This window comes from Actinomadura sp. NPDC048955 (genome assembly GCF_040649435.1).
Taxonomy (GTDB): Bacteria; Actinomycetota; Actinomycetes; order Streptosporangiales; family Streptosporangiaceae; genus Spirillospora; species Spirillospora luteofluorescens.
The window spans coordinates 1-20,147 of sequence record NZ_JBEZJI010000007.1 but is presented as its reverse complement, the minus strand read 5'-3'; the positions used below and the strand labels follow the sequence as shown (position 1 = coordinate 20,147).

General features: G+C 71.8%; 20 protein-coding genes. 9 read left to right on the top strand and 11 right to left on the bottom strand.

The genetic code is table 11. The features are described from left to right. The first annotated feature begins 122 nt into the window (after positions 1-122). Entirely contained in the window at positions 123-257 is a 135-nt protein-coding gene (locus AB0C84_RS09500; protein ID WP_258938661.1) for a hypothetical protein, read from the top strand. A 79-nt stretch (positions 258-336) separates the two neighbouring features. Here the strand turns inward: AB0C84_RS09500 and AB0C84_RS09495 are convergent, their stop codons facing one another. Then, on the bottom strand, positions 337-1,560 hold the full coding sequence (locus tag AB0C84_RS09495; protein WP_179843193.1) for an ROK family transcriptional regulator: 1,224 nt from the start codon (positions 1,558-1,560) through the stop codon (positions 337-339). 253 nt (positions 1,561-1,813) lie between these two features. Between AB0C84_RS09495 and AB0C84_RS09490 the strand changes: the two genes are divergently transcribed. From AB0C84_RS09490 to AB0C84_RS09475, 4 genes are read left to right on the top strand one after another with little or no spacing between them, the layout of a single operon-like run. Then, positions 1,814-3,085, top strand: coding sequence for an extracellular solute-binding protein (locus AB0C84_RS09490; RefSeq protein ID WP_258938660.1), 1,272 nt, complete (start codon positions 1,814-1,816; stop codon positions 3,083-3,085). Between the two features lie 22 nt (positions 3,086-3,107). Then, positions 3,108-4,079 carry a sugar ABC transporter permease gene (locus AB0C84_RS09485; protein WP_361063287.1) on the top strand — a complete coding sequence of 324 codons (972 nt, stop codon included), beginning with the start codon at positions 3,108-3,110 and terminating at the stop codon, positions 4,077-4,079. Continuing rightward, positions 4,076-4,915: a carbohydrate ABC transporter permease gene (locus AB0C84_RS09480; RefSeq protein ID WP_258938658.1), complete on the top strand. Its 840-nt coding sequence runs from the start codon at positions 4,076-4,078 to the stop codon at positions 4,913-4,915. Before AB0C84_RS09485 ends, AB0C84_RS09480 begins: the two co-directional genes overlap by 4 nt. Continuing rightward, a complete protein-coding gene (locus AB0C84_RS09475; protein WP_361063283.1) occupies positions 4,912-6,369 on the top strand; it encodes a glycoside hydrolase family 3 N-terminal domain-containing protein in 1,458 nt (485 codons plus the stop codon). The genes AB0C84_RS09480 and AB0C84_RS09475 overlap by 4 nt, the downstream gene beginning before the upstream one ends. Before the next feature lie 407 nt (positions 6,370-6,776). Here AB0C84_RS09475 and AB0C84_RS09470 read toward each other — a convergent pair whose 3' ends face one another. Continuing rightward, positions 6,777-7,160: a tautomerase family protein gene (locus tag AB0C84_RS09470; RefSeq protein WP_361063280.1), complete on the bottom strand. Its 384-nt coding sequence runs from the start codon at positions 7,158-7,160 to the stop codon at positions 6,777-6,779. A 97-nt stretch (positions 7,161-7,257) separates the two neighbouring features. Here AB0C84_RS09470 and AB0C84_RS09465 point away from each other — a divergent pair, with 97 nt between their 5' ends. From AB0C84_RS09465 to AB0C84_RS09455, 3 genes are all read left to right on the top strand, one after another. Continuing rightward, on the top strand, positions 7,258-7,722 hold the full coding sequence (locus AB0C84_RS09465) for an Rrf2 family transcriptional regulator (RefSeq protein WP_179843198.1): 465 nt from the start codon (positions 7,258-7,260) through the stop codon (positions 7,720-7,722). Position 7,723: 1 nt separating this feature from the next. Continuing rightward, positions 7,724-8,515 (top strand): Fpg/Nei family DNA glycosylase, encoded by a 792-nt coding sequence (locus AB0C84_RS09460; protein WP_179843199.1) that lies wholly within the window; start codon positions 7,724-7,726, stop codon positions 8,513-8,515. 128 nt (positions 8,516-8,643) lie between these two features. Continuing rightward, positions 8,644-9,522: a LysR family transcriptional regulator gene (locus AB0C84_RS09455; RefSeq protein ID WP_361063276.1), complete on the top strand. Its 879-nt coding sequence runs from the start codon at positions 8,644-8,646 to the stop codon at positions 9,520-9,522. Here AB0C84_RS09455 and AB0C84_RS09450 read toward each other — a convergent pair whose 3' ends face one another. The 5 genes from AB0C84_RS09450 to AB0C84_RS09430 all read right to left on the bottom strand — a co-directional run bounded on the left by AB0C84_RS09450 (position 9,523) and on the right by AB0C84_RS09430 (position 13,433). Beyond that, the gene (locus AB0C84_RS09450) at positions 9,523-10,023 is read right to left on the bottom strand and encodes a hypothetical protein (protein ID WP_361063272.1); all 501 of its coding nucleotides are present in this window, start codon (positions 10,021-10,023) and stop codon (positions 9,523-9,525) included. Positions 10,024-10,108: 85 nt separating this feature from the next. After that, on the bottom strand, positions 10,109-10,576 hold the full coding sequence (locus AB0C84_RS09445) for a DNA starvation/stationary phase protection protein (protein ID WP_179843202.1): 468 nt from the start codon (positions 10,574-10,576) through the stop codon (positions 10,109-10,111). A 128-nt stretch (positions 10,577-10,704) separates the two neighbouring features. Further along, the gene (locus tag AB0C84_RS09440) at positions 10,705-11,058 is read right to left on the bottom strand and encodes a helix-turn-helix transcriptional regulator (RefSeq protein WP_089313015.1); all 354 of its coding nucleotides are present in this window, start codon (positions 11,056-11,058) and stop codon (positions 10,705-10,707) included. A gap of 111 nt (positions 11,059-11,169) precedes the next feature. After that, the gene (locus AB0C84_RS09435) at positions 11,170-12,465 is read right to left on the bottom strand and encodes a CinA family nicotinamide mononucleotide deamidase-related protein (RefSeq protein ID WP_361063269.1); all 1,296 of its coding nucleotides are present in this window, start codon (positions 12,463-12,465) and stop codon (positions 11,170-11,172) included. A gap of 455 nt (positions 12,466-12,920) precedes the next feature. Next, positions 12,921-13,433, bottom strand: coding sequence for a DUF1990 domain-containing protein (locus AB0C84_RS09430; RefSeq protein WP_361063266.1), 513 nt, complete (start codon positions 13,431-13,433; stop codon positions 12,921-12,923). Between the two features lie 87 nt (positions 13,434-13,520). On the opposite strand from AB0C84_RS09430, the gene AB0C84_RS09425 reads away from it, so the two are divergent. Beyond that, positions 13,521-14,306 carry an MOSC N-terminal beta barrel domain-containing protein gene (locus AB0C84_RS09425; protein ID WP_258938650.1) on the top strand — a complete coding sequence of 262 codons (786 nt, stop codon included), beginning with the start codon at positions 13,521-13,523 and terminating at the stop codon, positions 14,304-14,306. A gap of 21 nt (positions 14,307-14,327) precedes the next feature. On the opposite strand, the gene AB0C84_RS09420 is transcribed toward AB0C84_RS09425, so the two are convergent. The 4 genes from AB0C84_RS09420 to AB0C84_RS09405 form a co-directional block, all read right to left on the bottom strand. Further along, positions 14,328-14,921 carry a CDP-alcohol phosphatidyltransferase family protein gene (locus tag AB0C84_RS09420; RefSeq protein ID WP_361063263.1) on the bottom strand — a complete coding sequence of 198 codons (594 nt, stop codon included), beginning with the start codon at positions 14,919-14,921 and terminating at the stop codon, positions 14,328-14,330. Continuing rightward, positions 14,918-16,366, bottom strand: coding sequence for a 30S ribosomal protein S12 methylthiotransferase RimO (gene rimO, locus AB0C84_RS09415; protein ID WP_361063260.1), 1,449 nt, complete (start codon positions 16,364-16,366; stop codon positions 14,918-14,920). Before rimO ends, AB0C84_RS09420 begins: the two co-directional genes overlap by 4 nt. A 101-nt stretch (positions 16,367-16,467) precedes the next feature. After that, positions 16,468-17,220, bottom strand: a complete 753-nt coding sequence (locus tag AB0C84_RS09410) for a helix-turn-helix domain-containing protein (protein ID WP_338741682.1) — start codon at positions 17,218-17,220, stop codon at positions 16,468-16,470. A 143-nt stretch (positions 17,221-17,363) separates the two neighbouring features. Continuing rightward, the gene (locus tag AB0C84_RS09405) at positions 17,364-20,003 is read right to left on the bottom strand and encodes a DNA translocase FtsK (RefSeq protein WP_361063256.1); all 2,640 of its coding nucleotides are present in this window, start codon (positions 20,001-20,003) and stop codon (positions 17,364-17,366) included. Between the last annotated feature and the right edge of the window lie 144 nt (positions 20,004-20,147).

Below are 20,147 nucleotides of genomic sequence, written 5' to 3'. Positions count from 1 at the left end.
GGTCTGACCTCGAATTCATTCCTCGGGCGGATCCCCTCCGGCCCTTTCGTTTGAGAGCATGGCCGCATCACGGGGTTTGCGGTGGCCAAGGGGAAAGCGCCACCGCGGAACGGGGTTCCGACATGACACCTACGGCACGCAAGGCCGCCGCTCTCCGGCGCAAGCGTCAGATCATCAGCCAGACCGTCATCGACCGCGCGCTGAACGACCCTCGGCGTCATCCGGAGGTCGCCGTCGCGGCGGCGTCCGCCAAGTAGGGGAACGGTCCACCGCGCGATCGGGAAGCGCCTCCGCCCGGCGGGCGGGGGCGCTTCCCGCTTTCGCGGACGCGCCTTCCTACGATGCCCCCGCGGCCGAGAAGACGTCGTCGCGGGCCTGCTCCAGCGCCGCGTGCAGGGCGCCGCGCAGGACGGGGTTGCCCTTCACGCCGGTGACGGCGACGGCGGGGCGGGTCGGGCTGATCCGGCCGACGATCGACTCGATGCGGGTGGCCAGCGGCCCTCCCCCGGCCCGGCCGAGGCTCCCCGACAGCACCACGAGCCCGGGGTCCAGGACGATGTTGACCGAGGTCACGCCGTAGGAGATCCGGTCGGCGAGCTCGTCGAGGAACGGGCCGCCGCGGTCCTCGTCGGCGGCGGCCGCGCGGACGCAGTCCACGGCGGTCGGCTCGGCGATGCCGTGCTCGTGCGCGAGGGCGCGGACCGCGTCCGCGCCCACCAGTGCCCCGTAGCCGCCGGCGAGCGTCGGGATGCCCCAGGTCCTCGACTCGGTGACGCCCTCGTCCTGCGCCGCGCGCCGGGCCGCGCCGACCGGCAGCGGCGCCCCGGGGACGGGCAGGTAGCCGATCTCCCCCGCGCCGCCCCACCGGCCGCGGTGCAGCCGTCCGCCCAGCATCACCGACAGGCCCATGCCGCGGTCGAACCACATCAGCGCGAAGTCGTCGGCGTCGCGCGCGGCCCCGTAGGCCCGCTCGGCGATCGCGGCGAGGTTCACGTCGTTCTCGATGATCACGGGGCGGCGCAGGTCGGTGCGCAGCGCGGCGAGGACGCCCTCGTGCCAGGCGGGCAGGTCGAAGGAGAACTGGACGTCGCCGGAGCGCGGGTCGACGACGCCGGGCGTCCCGATGACGAACGCGCTCAGCTTCGACACCGCGACCTTGGCCGAGCGGCACGCCTTGACGACGGCGCTGTGCACCATCTTCACGGGATCGTCGGCGCCGTTCGGGTCCACGGTCACCTGGGCGACGATGTGCCCGGTGATGTCGGCGACCCCGGCGGTGACCCCGTCCGGCCCCACCTCCAGGCCCGCGACGTACGCGCTGGACGGGACGACCGCGTAGAGCGCGGCGTTCGGGCCCCGCCCCCCGGCCTGCTCCCCCACCACCGAGACGAGACCGCGCTCCTCCAGCCGGGACAGCAGCTGGGACGCGGTCACCTTCGACAACCCGGTGTGCTCGCCGATCTGCGCGCGGGTGAGCGGGCCCTGCTCGACGAGCAGGTCCAGCGCCGCGCGGTCGTTCAGCTCACGCAGCAGCCTCGGCGTTCCCGGGCGTCTTGCCATTGCGACCCCTGATGTCTCAATCCGCTAACGAGCAGTTTTGTTTAGGAAAGTTTCTTGTTAGTTTACGCCCAAGCGCCGACCGGCACGGTACCCCGGGTCGGGGGCGCCCGCAGAGCGCGGACTGGCGAGCAGGGCGCCCGCGAGCGATGCGAACGCGAGAGGGGCATGGCTGGGACCCTAAAGGGTCCGCGCCGTCCCCACTCGCACCGCAGGCCACAAGGCCGCGCGAGGCGATGCCGGAAAGGAACCCCCAGTGAAGTACATCAAGGTTGCGGCCGTGACGGCCGCGATCGCCCTGGCCGCGACGGCCTGCGGCGGCGACGGCAAGGACGGCGACGCGGGCGACGGCAAGGACCCGGCGCAGCTCAAGGTCTGGATGATGGGCGACGGTACGCCCGAGCAGACCAAGTTCCTCGACGGGGTCGAGGCCGAGTTCAAGCAGAAGCACCCGAACACCGACGTCCAGGTCAAGTACGTGCCGTGGCCGCAGGTCGCCACCACCTTCCAGAAGGCGGCGGCCGGCGGTGAGGGCCCCGACGTCACCGAGCTCGGCAACACCGACGTCCAGTCCCACATCGAGCAGGGCAGCCTGGCCGACATCTCCGACCAGTTCAAGGGGTGGGCGGACGGCAAGACGCTGAACAAGACCGCGCTCGGCAACGACACCGCGGACGGCAAGACCTACGCGGTGCCGTGGTACGGCGGCGTGCGCGGCGTCTGGTACCGGACGGACTGGTTCCAGGAGCTCGGCATCCAGCCGCCGAAGACGTGGGCGGACCTCACCGCCGCCGCGAAGAAGGTGCAGGGCTCCAAGAAGGTCCCCGGCATCGGCATCCCGAGCGACCAGACCAACGCGCTGCTCAGCTTCGTGTGGGGCAACGGCGGCGAGGTCGCCGTCGACGACGGCAAGGGCGGCTTCAAGGGCCAGCTCGACCAGCCGCAGGCCGTCGAGGCGGTCAAGTACTACGCCGGGCTCGTCACCACCGAGAAGGTCGCCCCCGAGAAGTACGTCGGCAAGAACGAGCTGGAGGGCCCGCAGCGCGACTTCGCGCTCGGCAAGCTCGGCATGTACGTCGACGGCAGCTGGGCGCTCAAGGAGATGAAGAAGATCTCCGAGAAGAACGCCGACAAGTGGGGCGTCTTCCCGATCCCGACCAAGACCGGCGGCAACGCCCCGGTCATGGCGGGCGGCTCCGACCTCGCGGTCTGGAACGACAGCAAGGCCAAGAGCGCGGCCTTCGACTACATCACCGTCCTGAACAACGCCAAGAACGCCCAGGGCTGGGCCGACTACAGCGGCTTCTCCTCCATGCGGTCGGACGTGAAGTTCTCCGACCCCAAACTGGAGGTCTTCACCTCGATCGCCGGCAACACCAAGTTCCCGCCGATCAGCTCCGGCTGGGGCGAGTTCGAGCAGGCCAAGAAGGTGCTGCCGAACGCCGTCAAGGCGATCATGCAGGGCAAGTCCGCCGAGGAGGAGATGAAGAAGGCCAACGAGCAGGCCAACACCCTGCTGAACCCGTAGTACCCGGCTGATCGGAACGTCCATGCTCGACACCGCTCCCGCGGTGCGGAAAGCGCCCGGCCGGAGAACGTCCGGCCGGGCGCGGCCCCGCCGCAGGCCCCGCTTCGGGCCCTACCTGCTGATCGCGCCCACCGTGGCCGTGATCGCCGTCCTGATGTTCTGGCCCATGATCCAGATCGGGGTCATGTCGTTCCAGAAGGTCGGCAACCGCCAGCTGCGCGGCGAACCGGCCGAGTCGGTGGGGACCGAGAACTTCGAAAAGATCTTCAACGACCCGTTCTTCTGGCAGACCCTCCGGCACACCGTGCTGTTCGCCGTCGTCGCGGTGTCCCTGACCCTGGTCGTCGGGACGCTGGTGGGGCTGCTGCTCAACAAGCTCGGCAAGCGGATGTCGAGCTTCGTCGCCGGCGGCGTGATGGTCGCCTGGGCGACCCCGCCGGTCACCGCCGCGATCATCTTCAGCTGGCTGTTCGGCACCACCGGCGGCCTGGTCAACTGGTGCCTGGACCTGCTGCCGGACTTCCTGGTCGGCGGCGGATGGAACGACTACAACTGGTTCGCCACGCCGCTGTCCACCTACACCGTCCTCACCGTGTGCGTCGTCTGGCAGGCGTGCCCGTTCGTCGCGGTGTCGGTGCTGGCCGGGCTGAAGAGCGTCCCGGGCGAGCTGTACGAGGCCGCCAGGGTGGACGGCTCCGGACCGTGGCGGACGTTCTGGAGCCTCACCTACCCGATGCTCAAGCCGATCTTCCTCGTGCTGGTCGTCATGTCGATCATCTGGGACTTCAAGGTCTTCACGCAGCTGTTCATCATGGCCGGGATGGCCAACCGCGACGCGTTCAACCTGTCGCTGTACGGCTACTCCGAGGCGTTCGGCTCGCTCAATCCGAAACTCGGGATGGGCTCGGCGATCGCACTCGTCCTCACGCTCATCCTGCTCGTCGTCACCGCCCTCTACGTGCGGGTCATGGTCCGTCAGGGGGAGACCCGATGAGGCGCCTGTCGCGCAAGCTGCTGCTGAACGGGACGGGCCTGCTCGTCTTCGTGATCGCGGTGTTCCCCGTCTTCTGGATGGCCTCCACCGCGTTCAAGCCCAACACCGAGATCTTCAGCACGACGCCGAAGCCGCTGCCGTCCCATCCGACGCTGGAGCACTTCGACCTGGTGCTGAACGGCGGCATCGCCGAGGTCTCCTTCTGGGAGTACTTCCGCAACAGCGCGATCCTGGCGCTCGTCACCGTCCTCGTGTCGGGGCTGCTCTCGCTCATGGCCGCGGTCGCCGTCGCCCGCTTCCGGTTCCGCTTCCGCACCACCTTCCTGATCATGCTGCTGGTGGTCCAGATGGTCCCGTGCGAGGCGCTGGTCATCCCGCTGTTCCTCGACCTCAAGCAGCTGGACCTGCTGAACAGCCTGGCCGGCCTCGTCATCGTCTACATCGGCTTCGCCGTCCCGTTCGCGATCTGGATGCTGCGCGGCTTCGTCGCCGCCGTGCCGCGCGAACTGGAGGAGGCCGCCGCCATCGACGGAGCGGGCCCGGTCCGGACGTTCTTTCGCGTCATGCTCCCGCTCGTCGCGCCCGGACTGGTGGCGACCAGCATCTTCTCCTTCATCACCGCCTGGAACGAGTTCATCTTCGCGTTCACGTTCCTGGACGACCAGACCAAGTACACCCTGCCGATCATGCTGCAGTTCTTCTTCGGCCGCAGCGGCAACGCCTGGGGGCCCATCATGGCAGCGTCCACGCTGCTCACCATTCCCGTCATCGCCTTCTTCCTGATCGTCCAGCGCCGCATGGTGTCCGGGCTCACCGCCGGGGCGGTGAAGGGGTGACGACCGACGACATCGCGACCACGGCGGAGATCGCCCGGCTCGCACGCGGCACGCTGCTGCCGTCCTTCCCCGGCCCGACCGCGCCGAGCTGGCTCCTCGACGAGCTGGAGGCGGGGCTCGGCGGCGTCACGCTGTTCGCGCTCACCGGCAACGTCCCGAGCCCGGAGTCGCTGGCCGCGCTCACCGCGCAGATGCGCAAGGCCGGCGACCCCTTCATCACGATCGACGAGGAGGGCGGCGACGTCACCCGCCTCGGCGGCCACGCCACCGGCAGCCCCTACCCGGGCAACGCCGCGCTCGGCGCCGTCGACGACCCCGAGCTGACCCGCCGCATCTACCGCTCGCTCGGCGCCGAACTGGCCGAGGTCGGCGTCAACTTCAACTTCGCGCCGTCGGTCGACGTCAACACCGCCGACGACAACCCCGTCATCGGCACCCGCTCGTTCGGCTCCGACCCCGCGCTGGTCGCGCGGCACGCCGCAGCCGCCGTCACCGGCACGCAGGAGGCGGGCGTCGCCGCCTGCGCCAAGCACTTCCCCGGCCACGGCGCGACCGTGGACGACTCCCACCTCGGCATCCCGCTCGTCGACGCCGACCTGGACCTGCTGGACCGGCGCGAGCTCGTCCCGTTCCGGGCGGCGATCGCGGCCGGCACCCGCGCGGTGATGACCGGGCACCTCAACCTGCCCGGCATCACCCGCGGGGCGCCGGCCACCCTCTCCCCCGAGGCGATCACCGGCCTGCTCCGCGAACGGCTCGGCTACCAGGGCGTGATCGTCACCGACGCGCTCGACATGCAGGGCGCCAGCGGCGCGATCGGCATCCCCGAGGCGTCCGTCCGGGCCCTCATCGCGGGCGCCGACCTGCTGTGCCTCGGCCCGCACGAGCACGCCGAGACCGTCGAGGCCACCCTCGCCGCGGTCGACGAGGCCGTCCGGACCGGGCGCCTCCCCCTCGCCAGGCTGGCGGACGCCGCCGAGCGCACCCGCCTGCTCAGGGATTGGCTCGCCGGGCACAGCCCCGCCGTCATCGACCGGCCCGCCGGCCTGGAGGCCGCCCGCCGCGCCGTCCGCGTGACGGGAGCGTTGCCCGGCTGGACCGGGGCGCCCCTCGTCGTCGAAACCGAGTCGACCGGCAACATCGCGGTCGGCCCGACCCCCTGGGGACTGCACCCGTGGGCGCCCGACGCCCTCCGGACCGACGGCGCGGACGGGACGGCGGACCACGTCTTGGACCGTGCCAAGGGCCGCGGGCTCGTCATCGTCCTCCGCGACGCGCACCGCCACGCCGCCCAGCGCGCCCTCACCACGGCCCTGCTCACCGCCCGCCCCGACACCGTCGTCGTCGAAATGGGCCTCCCCGTCTGGCGCCCCCACTCCGCCACCTACCTCGCCACCTACGGCGCAGCCGCCGCCAACGCCCAAGCAGCCGCCGAACTACTAGGACTGTGCTAAATGCTTTTTTCTCCTCCTTCGGGCCTTGACGGCCCTCCATCGTCGAAAAACGCGGCGATCGCTGGCATCGCTCCGGCTCGCCTTGCGGCTCGCTGCGCGATCAGGTTCTCGCTTCGCTCGAACCTGCCTTCGGACGCGATCGCGGCCCCCAGGTCAGTGCGGGGTTGCGGTACCGGCTGAGGTCTCCGCAGTAGCGGGTGACGGTCGGCGGGCAAGCCGCCGCGCGACCGGCAGCCGTTCCGCTCGGGCCCGGATTCGCGACCACGAGGTGGTCGCGGGGACGCGGTGCCGTTCGAGGGCGTCGCAGTAGCCGGTTCACGCCCGGCCGCGACAGAGGCAGCCGCGCGGCCATCAAGACCCACGGCGCGTCCGCCGGACAAGAGCCCGGTTCCGGCGGATGCGCCGTGTCACAGGAGGTACTGGGCCTGGCCGTGTCCGAAGGACCAGTCCGCCGGGGTGTTCTCGTGGACGACTATGAAGACGTTGTGGGGGGCTACATCGGCGCGCTCGTGGGCTAGGGCGCAGATGCTTGCGTAGAGCTTCCTCTTCTGGTCGTCGGTGCGGCCGGCGCGCATGGTGATGTCGATGTAGACGATGCCGTCGTCGCGGGGGATGTCCAGGTAGGTGCCGTGGCGGAGCGTGCCGGTCGTGCCGTCATGGCTGGTCAGGATCTGGAAGCGGTCGTCGGCGGGGAAGCCGATCGATTCCATGAGGGCCTGGTGCACCGCGTCTCCGAGTGCTTCCAGTCGGCTCGGGGGCATCCGGAGGGCGTCTATGCGGACCAGCGGCATGTCGGGTGTCCTCTCCGTCGGACTGTACATACTAGTAGGTACAGTCTGGTGTGGCGGGCGAACCCAAGTGGTCCTATCGGCAAGGGATAATGCGAATATGCGATTGTCCGCCCGGGTCGACTACGCGCTGCGTGCTTCCGCCGAGCTGGCGGTCGCCGGGAGTCATCCGGTGACCGCGGTCCAACTCGCCGAGGCCCAGCAGATACCGCCCAAATTCCTGGAGAACATTCTCGGCCAGCTGCGCCGGTCCGGGCTCGTCCGGAGCCAGCGGGGGCCCGAAGGCGGCTACTGGCTTGCACGCCCGGCCGAGCGGATCTCGCTGGCCGACATCATCCGCGCGATCGACGGGCCGCTGCTCGGTGTGCGGGGCGAGCGGCCCGAGCACGTGGGGTACGAGGGGCCCGCGCGGTCCCTGCAGGAGGTGTGGATCGCGCTGCGGGCCAGCGAGCGGTCGATCCTGGAGCAGGTCACGCTCGCGCACATCGCCGCCGGGGAGCTGCCGGCGCCCGTCCAGAAGCTGACCGAGGACCCGTCCGCCTGGGAAAGCCCCTCCCTGATCTGACATGCCCGAGGGCGACGTCGTCTGGCAGACCGCCCGGCGCCTGCGCGAGGCGCTCAAGGGGCGCGTGCTGACGCGCTCGGACTTCCGCGTGCCGAGGTACGCGACGGCCGACCTGCGGGGGCGGACCGTTCTGGACGCGGTCTCGCGCGGCAAGCATCTCCTCGTCCGGGTGGAGGGCGGGCTGACCGTCCACACCCATCTGAAGATGGAGGGGCGCTGGCAGATCCGCAGGGCCGGGCCTCCTCCGCGCGACCACCGGGTGCGGCTCGTGCTGGCGAACGCGCAGTGGCAGGCGGTCGGGTACTCGCTCGGGGTGGTCGAGTTGCTGCGCACCGAGGAGGAGGGTTCGGCGGTCGGGCACCTGGGGCCCGATCTCCTCGATCCGGCGTGGGGGCCGGAGATGGCGGCCGAGGCCGCCGCGCGGCTGGCGGAGACGCCGGAGCGGACGATCGGCGAGGCGCTGCTCGACCAGACGAGGGTCGCCGGAATCGGCAACGTCTACAAGGCCGAGGTTCTGTTCCTGCGGGGCGTGAACCCGTGGACCGCCGTGGCGGACGTTCGCGACATTCCGGGGCTTGTGCAGCTCTCTCACCGGCTTCTGGAGGCCAACAAGGAGCGGCACGGCCACATCACGACCGGTGACCTGGGGCGCGGCCGGGAGCACTGGGTGTACGGGCGCGCCGGACGCCCCTGCCGGAGGTGCGGCACCCGCGTCGAGCGGGCGGAGCACGGTGAGCGCGCGACGTTCTGGTGCCCGCACTGCCAGCCGGTCGGCGCCCGCCCTGCCCCCTGAAGTTCAGAGCGGGTCGCCGCCTTCGCGGGTCGCCGGATCCTGCGCCCGTGTGGAGATCGTGCGGCTGGGGGCCGTTCCAAGTCAACTCTCGGGTTTTATTGGGGAGGCCCTCGGTCTAGCTTGGGTGTGTGACATTGGATGATCTTCGTGTTTTCGTGGCGGTCTGTGCGGCGGGGAACCTGAGCGCGGTGGCGCGGGATCTGTCGTGCAGCCAGTCGGCCGTCAGCCAGCACGTCAAGCGTCTCGAGCGCGAGACCGGGCTCGTGCTGCTGGAGCGGCGCCCGCGCGGGGTGGTGCCGACCCGTGCGGGGCGCGTCCTGGATGAGGCGGCGAGGGAAGGCATCGCCGGGCTGGACGCCGCGCTGCGTCAGCTCGATGACCTGCGCCGGGGGGTGGGGGGCACCGTTCGGGTCGCGACGGGCGCCACGACCGTGCGGCACTTCATGGCGGCGGGGGTGGCGGAGTTCCGCAGGCGGCATCCCGAGGCGGCGCTCCAGTTCGAGACCGCCGGGTCGAGTCGCCGGTGCCTGGAGGCGGTGCGCTCGCACACGGCCGATCTCGCGTGGGTGACGATCGGGCCGCCGCTGGAGGGCGTCGAGCAGCGGGCGTCGTGCGAGCTGCCATGGATGCTCGCCGTGCACGCCGGCGATCCGCTGGCCGCGCGGGCGTCCGTGGCGCTGGACGACCTGGCCGCGATCCGCTACATCGAACTGCCCGCGCATTCGACGTCCCGCGTCCATCTGGAGATGCATCTGGAACGCCACGGCGTGCGCCTCACGTCCACCACGAGCGTCGCCGACTGGGACACCGCGCTCCTGCTGGCCGAGCTGGACCTCGGCCAGGCGATCCTGCCCGCCCTGCCGGGTTGGGGAGGAGGGTCCGGGGACGTCCGGCTGGTTCCGATCCCGGAACTGCCGCCGCTCACCGCCGGATGGGCGACGCGCCGCTGGGACGCCCTCAGCCCGCTCGCCGTGGAGTTCGCCGAGACCGTCCTGGCGCATCTCTGATCAGCGCACGGTCACCTGGCCGTTCACGACGGTCAGCACCGCCTGCGGGGCGCCCCTGCCGCAGTGGGGGCCGTTCGGGAACGTGGCCTTCGGTGTGACGTCGAGGCGATGCGTCAGATAGGTCCGACCGTTCGCGTCGCGCAGCTTGAGCGTGACCTGGACGGGCGCCTCGGGCAGGCCGTCGAGCCGCGCGAAGCCCGCCTTGCCCCCGTCCGGGGACGCGGAGGCGCCGCAGGCGGCGTCGGGTCCGTCGCCGTCGCAGCCGGTCGAGACGGACTTCGAGGTCGGGTTCAGCCGGATCCGGGGCTCCTGGCACTTCCCGCCCCAGCACACCCGCAGGGACGCGGCCGCGAGGCGGGAGCCGTCGGGAACGATCAGGTTCAGGCCGGGCTCGGACCCGATGAGCGTGCAGGGCCGGTCCGCACCTCCCGCCTCGCCGCCGCAGGCGGCCAGGGCGAGCAGGGCGGCGGTGAGCGGCAGGGCTCGGGAGAGGGGGCGCATCCCCCATGATCGGCAGATCGCGGGCCGGAACGCGGCGGAACGCGAAAAACCCCGGCCCTCGCCGGGCCGGGGTTCTCGTCGCGGTTCAGGTCTGCGCCTGGAACATCCAGTGCTGCTTCTCGAGCTCGGCGGTGATGCTGATGAGCAGGTCCTGGGTGACCGGGTCCGGCTCGTCCGTCGCCGCGATGCGCTCCCGGAACCGGGCGATGATCTGCGCGAGGATGTCGGTGATCGCGGCGACGACCTTGTCGTCGGCGAGGCGGCCGGCCTCCAGCTGCGGGATCGTCGTGCGGTCGGCGACCGTGCGGACGCGGCCGTCGGGGCTCGCCCCGATCGCCACGGCGCGCTCGGCCACGTCGTCCTGGCCGCCGCGGGCCAGCGCGACGACCTCGTCGAGGTGCTCGTGGACGACCTTGAAGTTGCGGCCGGTGAGATTCCAGTGCGCCTGCTTGGCGACGAGTGCGAGATCGATCAAATCGATGAGAGCGCCCTGCAGAGCGTCCCCGGCGGCCTTCATCGCCGCCTCGTTGAGCGGGCTCTTGACCGACGCCATGAACGGGCTCCTTCCGCATCGTTACGGTTATCCGTTACAACACGGGAAGGTCCCCGGAAATGCCGGGTCCATGCCGTGAGGCCGCGCACACCCGCGGCCCCGGGTCGGGGCATGGACGCCGGAAACGGTCAGGCGGCGACCATGTCGGCGCGAAGCTCGCCGGTGATCTCCTCCGGGGTCTCCGGAATGCTCTCGGCGGAGATGCGCTCGTGCTCCGGCGCTCCCGCCATGACGGGCTCGTGCTGCAGCTCGGCGAGGGCGAGCTGATCCGCGACTTCCCTCAGCACATGCGACAGCGGGACGCCCAGGGCTTTGCAGATAGAGGACAGCAACTCCGAAGAGGCCTCTTTCTGACCCCGCTCGACCTCGGAGAGGTAGCCGAGTGACACCCGCGCGGCCGCGGACACCTCACGGAGGGTGCGTCCCTGGCGCAGCCGCAGCTGCCGCAGTACGTCACCGAGCAGCTGGCGAAGCAGGACCATCGTCTCGCTCCCTCCCTCAGTTCGGACCATCTGCCGGTTCCACCGTACCCGCCTTGGCGGTGGCCGTGGCAGACCGTTGATTTCGTGTTCGCTCGGAACGTAACGCTGTAATCAGCCCCGATCTTCCCGATCTGCCCGAGCCTCCCCGCTCTCGTCCTCGACGTCAAGTCCCAGCAACCGGCGTCTCAGCAGCTCAAGCGCGTGCACGACGGTCATCCGCCGGATCACCGCGCGGATCTCCGGCCCCGTGCCGGGCACCGGGAGTCTCGGCGCGACGACCGTGAGCGAGTCTCCGGGTCCGGCCAAGCCGGCATAGACCGTTCCCACGGGACGGCCGTCCTGCGGGTCGGGGCCGGCGACGCCCGTCACCGCGAGCCCGTAGGTCGCGCCGAGCGCGTCCCGGACCCCCGCGGCCATCCCGGCGGCCACGTCCGGGTGGACGGCCCCGTGCTCGGCGAGCAGGTCGCCCGGCACGCCGAGCAGCCGCCGCTTCAGATCGGTGGCGTAGGTGACCATGCCGCCCGCGTAAGTGCCGGACGACCCGGGCGTCGCGGTCAGCTCGGAGCCGATGAGGCCGCCGGTCAGCGACTCGGCCGTGGCGACGGTCTCGCCCCGGTCCAGCAGCAGCCGGTGCACGACCAGGCCGAGCGACTCGTCATCGACGCCGTAGACCGACGGGCCGAGCAGCTCCCGGACGCGCGACTCCACGCCCGCCAGCCGTCCGGCGGCGTCCCGGCCGGCCACGGTGATGCGGATCTTCACCTCGGCGGGGTCGGGCAGGTAGGCGAGCTTCACCCCGTCCATCGCCTCCACCTCGGCGAGGCGGGTCGCGATGACCGACTCCCACAGCCGGGCGGTGCGCAGCGTGCGGCGCGCGACGGAGGGCAGCCCGGCGATCTCCGCCAGCTCCGGCAGCACGACCTCGTCCATGATCGTGCGCATCTCGAACGGGACGCCCGGCAGCGCGTAGACGACCCCTCCGGGCAGCTCGACCCGCAGGCCCGGAGCCGAACCCGCCGAGTTGGCCAGCAGTCGCGCGCCCTCGGGGACGTCCGCCATGCGCAGCGCCATCGGCTGCAACTCCCGGCCCGCCCGGGCGACCCGCTCGCGCAGCCGCCGCTCCAGCGCGGGGTCGCGGACGAGGGCGACGCCCGCCGCCTTGGCGAGCGCGTCGCGCGTCACGTCGTCGTAGGTGGGGCCTAGCCCGCCCGTGGTGATGACCGCGTCGGCCCGGTCGAGCGCGGACGCCACCGCCGCGACGATCACGTCCGGCTCGTCGCCGACGACCACGCTCCGGGTGACCTCGACGCCGTGGTCGGCGAGCCGGCGGCCGAGCCACGCGGCGTTCCCGTTGATGGTGTCGCCGAGGAGCAGTTCGTCCCCGACGGTGAGCAGTTCGACCCGCATCGCGTCCCCGTCCGTCCGCGCCGCGCGGGATCCGTCCCCCTCGCGCGAGCGTCCCCGAATCTACCGGCGCGGGCCCGCGACGGGCCCGGCGGACGGCCGGTTCACCGGAAAAACCGACCGAATGAGGACGCCGCAGACTCCGCCCCTTCCCACCGGCCCCACCGGCATAACGCTTTTCCGTCGTCGTGAAATGAGGCGGCCGCGTTTATGTCCGCCGCGCCCGGACCGCGCCGGACGCTGCGCGCGGCCGGGGCACCGCCGGGAGCGCGCATCGTCGCCGCACGTCACCGGCCCCGGAGGCCGACAATGGCGGGAAGCGCAGGTCACATTGTGAGTCAAAACTCATTCCGTCGATTCGTGCACGAGGACGCCGGCAGGGATAATCGAATAGCGCGGGCACCCCAAAAGCGGGGCCGCGGGGCCACGACCGGGGTGGGCGTGGTCCCGCGGCCCACCTAAACCCGCGACAGGCGGCGCAGCACGGCGCCGCAGCGGCGTGCGTAGGACCGCTGGAACATCCTTCCGAGCGGGCCCGCCAGCTTCGCGGCCGCCGTCGCCGGACGGCTGAACGCCGTGACCGTCAGCCACACGTCACCCTCGTCGTCCAGGTGGACGACGAACGACTCCTCGCCCGACTGCGGGTGGCCCGGGAGCGTGCCGTACGCCCATCCGGCGTAGCGCTCCTCCTCGCGCGTCCACACGATCCGGCAGGGCGCCTTCAGGCGCAGCGGCCCGGCGCCCAGTCCGATCACGACGCTCACTCCGGGCGCGGCGCGGGGCGCCGAGGCCTCCACCCGGACCGGCAGTGCCCGGTGCATCCAGAACTCCATGACCGCGTCCGTGGCGTTCCGGAACGCCGCCGGTCCCCGCCCGACGAGCATCCGCTGCCGCATGTGCCGGTAGCCGGCCGGGCGTTCGGCGTCGCGGGTCGCGCCCACCTCGGCGTAGGTGAAGTCCTGCGCGTCCATGCCCTCCGGCCTCCAAGCTGACGAATCCGCGTCAAGTATCGCCCGTACGCCTGGCCACCGGGCGAGCGGGTCCGTAACGTCCGGCACATGATCGCCGTTGTCGCCGGGTTGAACGTCTTTCCGATCAAGAGCGCGGGGGCGGTTCCGGTCGCCGAGACCGAACTGACGCCCCAGGGGCTGCGCCACGACCGGGAGTTCATGCTCGTCCGTCCCGACGGGCGGCATCTGTCGCAACGGGAGGTTCCCGAGCTGGCACTGCTCAGACCCGGGTTCGACGGTGTGAAGCTCGTCGTCCGCACCCCGTTCGCGGCCGCTCCCCTGGTGTGCGAGGCGGTCGACGGCCCCGCCCTCGACGTCACCGTGCACCGCCGCCCGTGCCAGGGAGTGGACCAGGGCGACGAGGCGGCCGGTTGGTTCTCCGAGACCCTGGGACTCCCCTGCCGTCTCGTCCGCTTCACCGGGACGCGCCCCACCGCGCTCGGCGGAGGCACCCTGACGTACGCCGACGGCTACCCCGTCTCGGTCCTGTCGGACGAGTCGCTCGACGACCTGAACCGGCGGGCGGACGCCCGGCTCCCGATGGCGCGCTTCCGTCCCAACATCGTCCTGCGCGGCCTCGGCCCCTACGGCGAGGACTCCGTCACGCGGCTGCGCGGAGACCGCGTGGAGATCGAGCTCGTCAGGCCGTGCGGCCGCTGCGTCATCATCAACACCGACCAGGACACGGCCCGCCGGTCCCCCGAGCCGCTGCGCGCCCTGGCCCGGTACCGCACCGAACGGTTCGGCGGCACCCGCGAGATCATGTTCGGCAGGCTCGGCGTGCCTCGCGCGCCCGGCGCCCTTCGCGTGGGCGACGAGCTCACCGCCTCCTGACGGTCCGGGAAGCGCCGGTGTTCAGGAAGTCCCGTCGGACGTGCGGCGCATGCGCCAGGCCTGGACGACGTAGTCGGCGCCGGTGACGACCGTGACGATGAGGGCCGCGCCCATCGTGACCCAGCGCAGGTAGTCCAGGGGGCCCGGGAGGATGTAGAAGCCGATGGCGAGGACCTGGAGCATCGTCTTCAGCTTGCCGCCCTTGCTCGCCGGGATCACGCCGCGGCGGATCACGACGAACCGCATCACCGTGATGCCGATCTCGCGGACCAGGATGGCGGCGGTCACCCACCACCACAGCTCGCCCATCACCGACAGGCTGATCAGCGCCGCCCCGGTGAGCGCCTTGTCCGCGATCGGGTCGGCGATCTTGCCGAAGTCGGTGACGAGGCCGCGCGCCCGGGCGATGTCGCCGTCGATCTTGTCGGTGATCGAGGCGACCGCGAACACGGCGAAGGCGGCGAGCCGCCAGCCGGTGCCGTCCAGGAAGAACAGCCAGACGAAGAGCGGCACCAGCGCGATCCTGAGCAGGGTCAGCGCGTTGGCGATGTTCCAGACGCCGGCCTGCGGCGGATCCGGCGCGCCCGCGACCGGCTCCGGGGTGCCCGCGATCACGAGACGTCCGCGATGAGGTCCACCCCGTCGCTGCCGACGACCCGGGCCTCCACGATGTCGCCCAGGGCGAGGCCCTCGCCGCGGACCAGGACCGTCCCGTCCACCTCGGGCGCCTGGTGCTCGGCGCGGCCCTCGAAACCGCCGTCCGGCTCCGCGTCCCCCGCCTGCTCGGCCTTGTCCTCCAGCAGGACGCGGACCACGGAGCCGACGCGGTCCTCGGCGCGCTGCGCGGTCAGCTCCTCGGCGAGGCCGGACAGCTCCTCGACGCGGGCGGCGACGTCGGCGGGGTCGAGCTTGCCGTCCAGGTTCGCGGCCTCCGTGCCCTCCTCGTCGGAGTAGCCGAACACGCCGACGGCGTCGAGCCGGGCGGCCGACAGGAACTCCACCAGCTCCTCGAAGTCGTCCTCGGTCTCTCCCGGGAACCCGACGATGAAGTTGGAGCGCACGCCCGCCTCGGGCGCCAGCGCGCGGATCTGGTCCAGCAGCCCGAGGAACCGCTCCCGGTCGCCGAACCGGCGCATCGAGCGCAGCACCGGGCCGCTCGCGTGCTGGAAGGACATGTCGAAGTACGGCGCGACGCCGGGCGTGCCGCAGATCGCCTCGATGAGGCCGGGGCGCGTCTCGGCGGGCTGCAGGTAGCTGACCCGCACCCGCTCGACGCCGTCGACGGCGGCGAGCTCGGGCAGCAGCTTCTCCAGCGCCCGCAGGTCGCCGAGGTCCTTGCCGTAGGACGTGGAGTTCTCGCTGACGAGGACCAGCTCGCGGACGCCGTGGTCGGCGAGCCAGCGCGCCTCCTCCAGCACCTCCGCGGGCGGACGCGACACGTACGCGCCGCGGAACGCCGGGATCGCGCAGAACGTGCAGCGCCGGTCGCAGCCGGACGCCAGCTTCAGCGGCGCGACCGGGCCGCCGCCGAGGCGCCGCCGCAGCACCCGCGGACCGGACGCCGGGGCCACGCCGTCGGGCAGGTCGTCCTGCCCGCCGTGCCCGGGGACGACGACGTGGGAACCGTGCACCGGCCGCTCCACCGGGCTGATCGGCAGGAGGGTGCGGCGGTCGCGCGGGGTGTGCGCGTCGCGCCTGCGTCCCGCCATGACGTCGTCGAGGCGGTCGCCGATCGCGGTGTAGTCGTCGAAGCCGATCACCGCGTCGGCCTCGGGGAGCGCCGCGGCCAGCTCGCTGCCGTACCGCTCGGCCATGCACCCGGCGGCGACGACCTTGGCGCCGGAGTCGTGCGCCGCCAGCAGCGTGTCGATGGAGTCCTTCTTGGCGGCCTCGATGAACCCGCAGGTGTTGACGACCACCACGTCGGCGCCGTCCGCGCCGTCGGCACCGTCCGCCAGGTCCCAGCCGGCGTCCTCGATGCGCGCGGCGAGCTCCTCGGAATCGACCTCGTTGCGGGCGCAGCCGAGCGTGATGAGTGAGACCTTGCGGCGAGTCGACATGCCCCTAAGGTAATGGGCCCTCGCTCCGAAGCCGACCATCGGCCCGCGACGTCCTTGCGGGAACGTCCTGGCGGGCGGCGGACCGGGCCGCCCCCTCCGGATCAGGCCGACTCGGGGTCGCCGCGGTCGAAGGTCAGCCGCTGGACGCCCTTGCCCTTGCCGGGCGAGCCCAGGTCCTTGCCGTTGACGATCAGGTTGACGCTGCCGCCGACGCCGATCACCAGCCGGACCTTCTTCTTGGCGCTGAAGCTCTTCTGCTCGCCCTCGCGGATCATCCCGCTGAACAGCGGCCTGCCCTTGTCGCCCTGGACGTTCAGCCACGTCGTCCGCTTCGCCTCGACCCGCACCTCGACCTTGGTGCGCGGCGCCTCCGCGACCGGGGCGCTGCTCTTCGGCGGGGCCGGCGTCGCGGACGGGGTGGACGGCGCGGGCGTCCCGGCGACCTGCCGCGCGGTGCGCCGCTCGCCGCCGCCGCCGTGCCCGACCACCTGGACGATCCCGTAGATGACCACGAGCGCGAGGGCGAGCGCCATCGCGGCGCTCCAGTTCGGCGACCGGCGCTCGCGGAACGCGACCGGCTGCTCAGGCTCGAACGCCGACACCGCCGACACCGGCTGCGGGGCACCGCCGTGCGCGGCGTCGAACTCGGCGACCAGCGGTTCCGGATCGATGCCGATCACGCGCGAGATGCTGCGGATGTGGCCGCGGGCGTAGAAGTTGCCCCCGCACGCGGAGAAGTCGTCGGCCTCCATGCTGCGGACGACGGTCTCGCGTATGCGCGTCTGGAGGCTCACCTGTGTCACCGAGAGACCGGCCCGCTGACGCTCCTCCGCCAAGGTCTCACCGATGCTCACGCCGGGCCTCCTCTGAGGAGCTCGTGGCCGATCTCGCTTGACTGTGAAACCAGTCTAGGAACGGGGGTGCCCGTTCGGCGACTGCCAACACGTTCGAAACAGGGCAAGATTTCGCATCATTCCGCAATGCCCCGGCACCGCGCTCAGCCCCCGCCGCGCAGTTCCGCGAGCACCCCGGGGAGATCGTCGGGCTTGGCCAGCACGTCCCGCGCCTTGGAGCCCTCGCTGGGGCCGACGATGTCGCGGCTCTCCATGAGGTCCATCAGCCGCCCGGCCTTGGCGAACCCGACGCGCAGCTTGCGCTGCAGCATCGACGTCGACCCGAACTGGGTCGACACGACCAGCTCGATCGCCTGGACGAGCAGGTCCATGTCGTCGCCGATCTCCTCGTCGATCTCCTTCTTCGGCGCGCCGGCCGCGGCGACGTCCTCCCGGTAGCTCGCCTCCATCTGCCCCTTGCAGTGGTCGACGACGCTGTGGATCTCCTTCTCGGAGACGTAGGCGTTCTGGAGGCGCATGGGCTTGCTCGCGCCCATCGGCAGGAACAGCGCGTCGCCCTGCCCGACGAGCTTCTCCGCGCCCGGCTGGTCGAGGATGACGCGGCTGTCGGACAGCGACGAGGTCGCGAACGCGAGCCGGGACGGCACGTTGGCCTTGATGAGCCCGGTGACGACGTCGACCGAGGGCCGCTGCGTCGCCAGGACGAGGTGGATCCCCGCGGCGCGGGCGAGCTGGGTGATGCGGACGACCGAGTCCTCCACGTCGCGCGGCGCGACCATCATCAGGTCGGCCAGCTCGTCGACGATGACGAGCATGTACGGGTACGGGGTGTAGACGCGCTCGCTGCCGGGCGGCGGGACGAGCTTGCCCGCCTTCACCGCCTTGTTGAAGTCGTCGATGTGCCGGTACCCGGACGCGGCCAGGTCGTCGTAGCGGCGGTCCATCTCGCCGACGACCCATTCGAGGGCCTCGGCGGCCTTCTTGGGGTTGGTGATGATCGGTGTGATGAGGTGCGGGATGCCCTGGTACATCGTCAGCTCGACCCGCTTGGGGTCGACGAGGATCATCCGGACCTCGTCGGGGGTGGCGCGCATCAGGATCGAGGTGATCAGGCCGTTGATGCACGTCGACTTGCCGGCCCCGGTGGCGCCCGCGATGAGGATGTGCGGCATCTTCGCCAGGTTCGCCACGACCGTGCGCCCCTCGACGTCCTTGCCGAGCCCGACGATCATCGGGTGGTGCTCGCCCGTCGCGGCGGGCGAGCGCAGCACGTCGCCGAGGCTGACGATGTCCTTGTCGGTGTTGGGGATCTCGACGCCGATCGCGGACTTGCCGGGGATCGGGGAGATGATGCGCACGTCGGCGCTCTTCACCGCGTAGGCGATGTTCTTGGTCAGCGCGGTGACCTTCTCGACCTTCACCGCCGGGCCGAGCTCGATCTCGTACCGGGTGATCGTCGGGCCCCGGGTGAACCCGGTGACCTGCGCGTCGATGTCGAACTGCTCCAGCACGCCGGTGAGCGCGTTCACCACCGTGTCGTTGGCCTTGGTGCGCGGCTTGGAGACGCTGCCGGGCCGCAGCGCCGTCGGGTCGGGCAGAACGTAGATCTCGCCGGACGACGAGAGCGGCAGTTGCTCGGTCTGGCGCGGCGCCGGCGTCGGGTCGCGCACCTCGGGGTGCTCGGCCTCGGCTGGCTCGACCGGAGGATCGGCGGACATCGGGTCGGCTGACATGGACTCGCCGGCGACGTGCTCGTCCATCGGCTCGTCGGCGGGCGGGGCCGGGGGCGGGACCTGCGCGCCGAACGGGTCGGGCTCGAACAGCTCGTCGGCGAGGTCGCGGCGGGGCCGTTCGGCCTTCTTCGGCCGGTCCTCCAGCAGCGGCGTGTCGTACGGCTTGGAGTGCTCGCCGACCTCCAGCTCGTCGCCGTCCTCGGTCTTGTTCTTGCGGCGCCGCTTCTTCGGCGCGCCCTCTTGCCCGGCCTCGCCCTCGGAGGGGCGTTCGGGACGGCTCTGCAGCGTGGCCAGCGCCCACAGGTCGGCGACCCGCTCGGGCACCTTCGCGATCGGCGTCGCGGTGACGACCAGCAGCCCGAAACCGGACAGGAGCAGCAGCAGCGGGACGGCCACCCACCCGCTCAGCGCCGCGTCGAGCGGGGCGGACACGAGCCAGCCGACCACGCCGCCGGACTCGCGGACGCCGTTCATGTCCTTGGCGGGGGACGGGACCCCCGCGGCGATGTGCAGGATGCCGAGGACGCCCACGGCGAGCGCGGTGATGCCGATGACGACGCGGCCGGTGTCCTCGTGGTGCTCGGGATGGCGCAGCGTCCGCCACGCCAGCAGCGCCAGCAGCACGGGCAGGACCATCGCCATGATGCCGAGCCCGCCGCGCACCACCTTCTCCAGCGCGATGGTGACGACGCCGTCGGGCCGGAACCAGGTGACGGAGGCCAGCACGATGGACGAGCCGAGCAGCGCCAGCCCCAGCCCGTCGCGGCGGTGCTCGGGGTCGAGGTTGCGGGCCCCGTTCCCGTAGGCGCGGAACACCGACCCGACCGCGACCGCCGCCAGCAGGTACAGCTTGAACAGGAGCTTGAAGAACCCGAGGACCGCCTGGGGGATCGGGTCGGGCTTCTGCGGGGGGCGCCCGCGGCCCGAGCCGCGGCCTCCCTTGGTGGTGCCGCTCGGTCGCTTCCGGGGGGTCGTACCTGCGGGCTTGCGAGCCGCCGTGCCCCCCGCACGCGAGGAGGGTTTCGCGCCTCCAGACGCACGTGTGGCCATGGTCATGAGAGTAACCAAGGACCCTCGCGGTTCCCGGGATGGCGGCGGGGCGTGTCGGACGGACGGCCGCGGCCGTCCGTCCAGCCTGGGCTCTGGCCGGTTGCAACAAGCGATGCTCCAGGTGCGGCAGGAGTATGCGCGCCA

What these genes read in the sequence shown, in the direction of transcription:
- AB0C84_RS09485 (WP_361063287.1), top strand. Translation starts at nt 3,108, where the DNA reads ATGCTCGACACCGCTCCCGCGGTGCGGAAAGCGCCCGGCCGGAGAACG.
- AB0C84_RS09500 (WP_258938661.1), top strand. Translation starts at nt 123, where the DNA reads ATGACACCTACGGCACGCAAGGCCGCCGCTCTCCGGCGCAAGCGTCAG.
- AB0C84_RS09450 (WP_361063272.1), bottom strand. Translation starts at nt 10,023, where the DNA reads ATGCGCCCCCTCTCCCGAGCCCTGCCGCTCACCGCCGCCCTGCTCGCC.
- AB0C84_RS09445 (WP_179843202.1), bottom strand. Translation starts at nt 10,576, where the DNA reads ATGGCGTCGGTCAAGAGCCCGCTCAACGAGGCGGCGATGAAGGCCGCC.
- AB0C84_RS09495 (WP_179843193.1), bottom strand. Translation starts at nt 1,560, where the DNA reads ATGGCAAGACGCCCGGGAACGCCGAGGCTGCTGCGTGAGCTGAACGAC.
- rimO (WP_361063260.1), bottom strand. Translation starts at nt 16,366, where the DNA reads ATGTCGACTCGCCGCAAGGTCTCACTCATCACGCTCGGCTGCGCCCGC.
- AB0C84_RS09460 (WP_179843199.1), top strand. Translation starts at nt 7,724, where the DNA reads ATGCCCGAGGGCGACGTCGTCTGGCAGACCGCCCGGCGCCTGCGCGAG.
- AB0C84_RS09440 (WP_089313015.1), bottom strand. Translation starts at nt 11,058, where the DNA reads ATGGTCCTGCTTCGCCAGCTGCTCGGTGACGTACTGCGGCAGCTGCGG.
- AB0C84_RS09465 (WP_179843198.1), top strand. Translation starts at nt 7,258, where the DNA reads ATGCGATTGTCCGCCCGGGTCGACTACGCGCTGCGTGCTTCCGCCGAG.
- AB0C84_RS09430 (WP_361063266.1), bottom strand. Translation starts at nt 13,433, where the DNA reads ATGGACGCGCAGGACTTCACCTACGCCGAGGTGGGCGCGACCCGCGAC.
- AB0C84_RS09405 (WP_361063256.1), bottom strand. Translation starts at nt 20,003, where the DNA reads ATGGCCACACGTGCGTCTGGAGGCGCGAAACCCTCCTCGCGTGCGGGG.
- AB0C84_RS09435 (WP_361063269.1), bottom strand. Translation starts at nt 12,465, where the DNA reads ATGCGGGTCGAACTGCTCACCGTCGGGGACGAACTGCTCCTCGGCGAC.
- AB0C84_RS09470 (WP_361063280.1), bottom strand. Translation starts at nt 7,160, where the DNA reads ATGCCGCTGGTCCGCATAGACGCCCTCCGGATGCCCCCGAGCCGACTG.
- AB0C84_RS09425 (WP_258938650.1), top strand. Translation starts at nt 13,521, where the DNA reads ATGATCGCCGTTGTCGCCGGGTTGAACGTCTTTCCGATCAAGAGCGCG.
- AB0C84_RS09480 (WP_258938658.1), top strand. Translation starts at nt 4,076, where the DNA reads ATGAGGCGCCTGTCGCGCAAGCTGCTGCTGAACGGGACGGGCCTGCTC.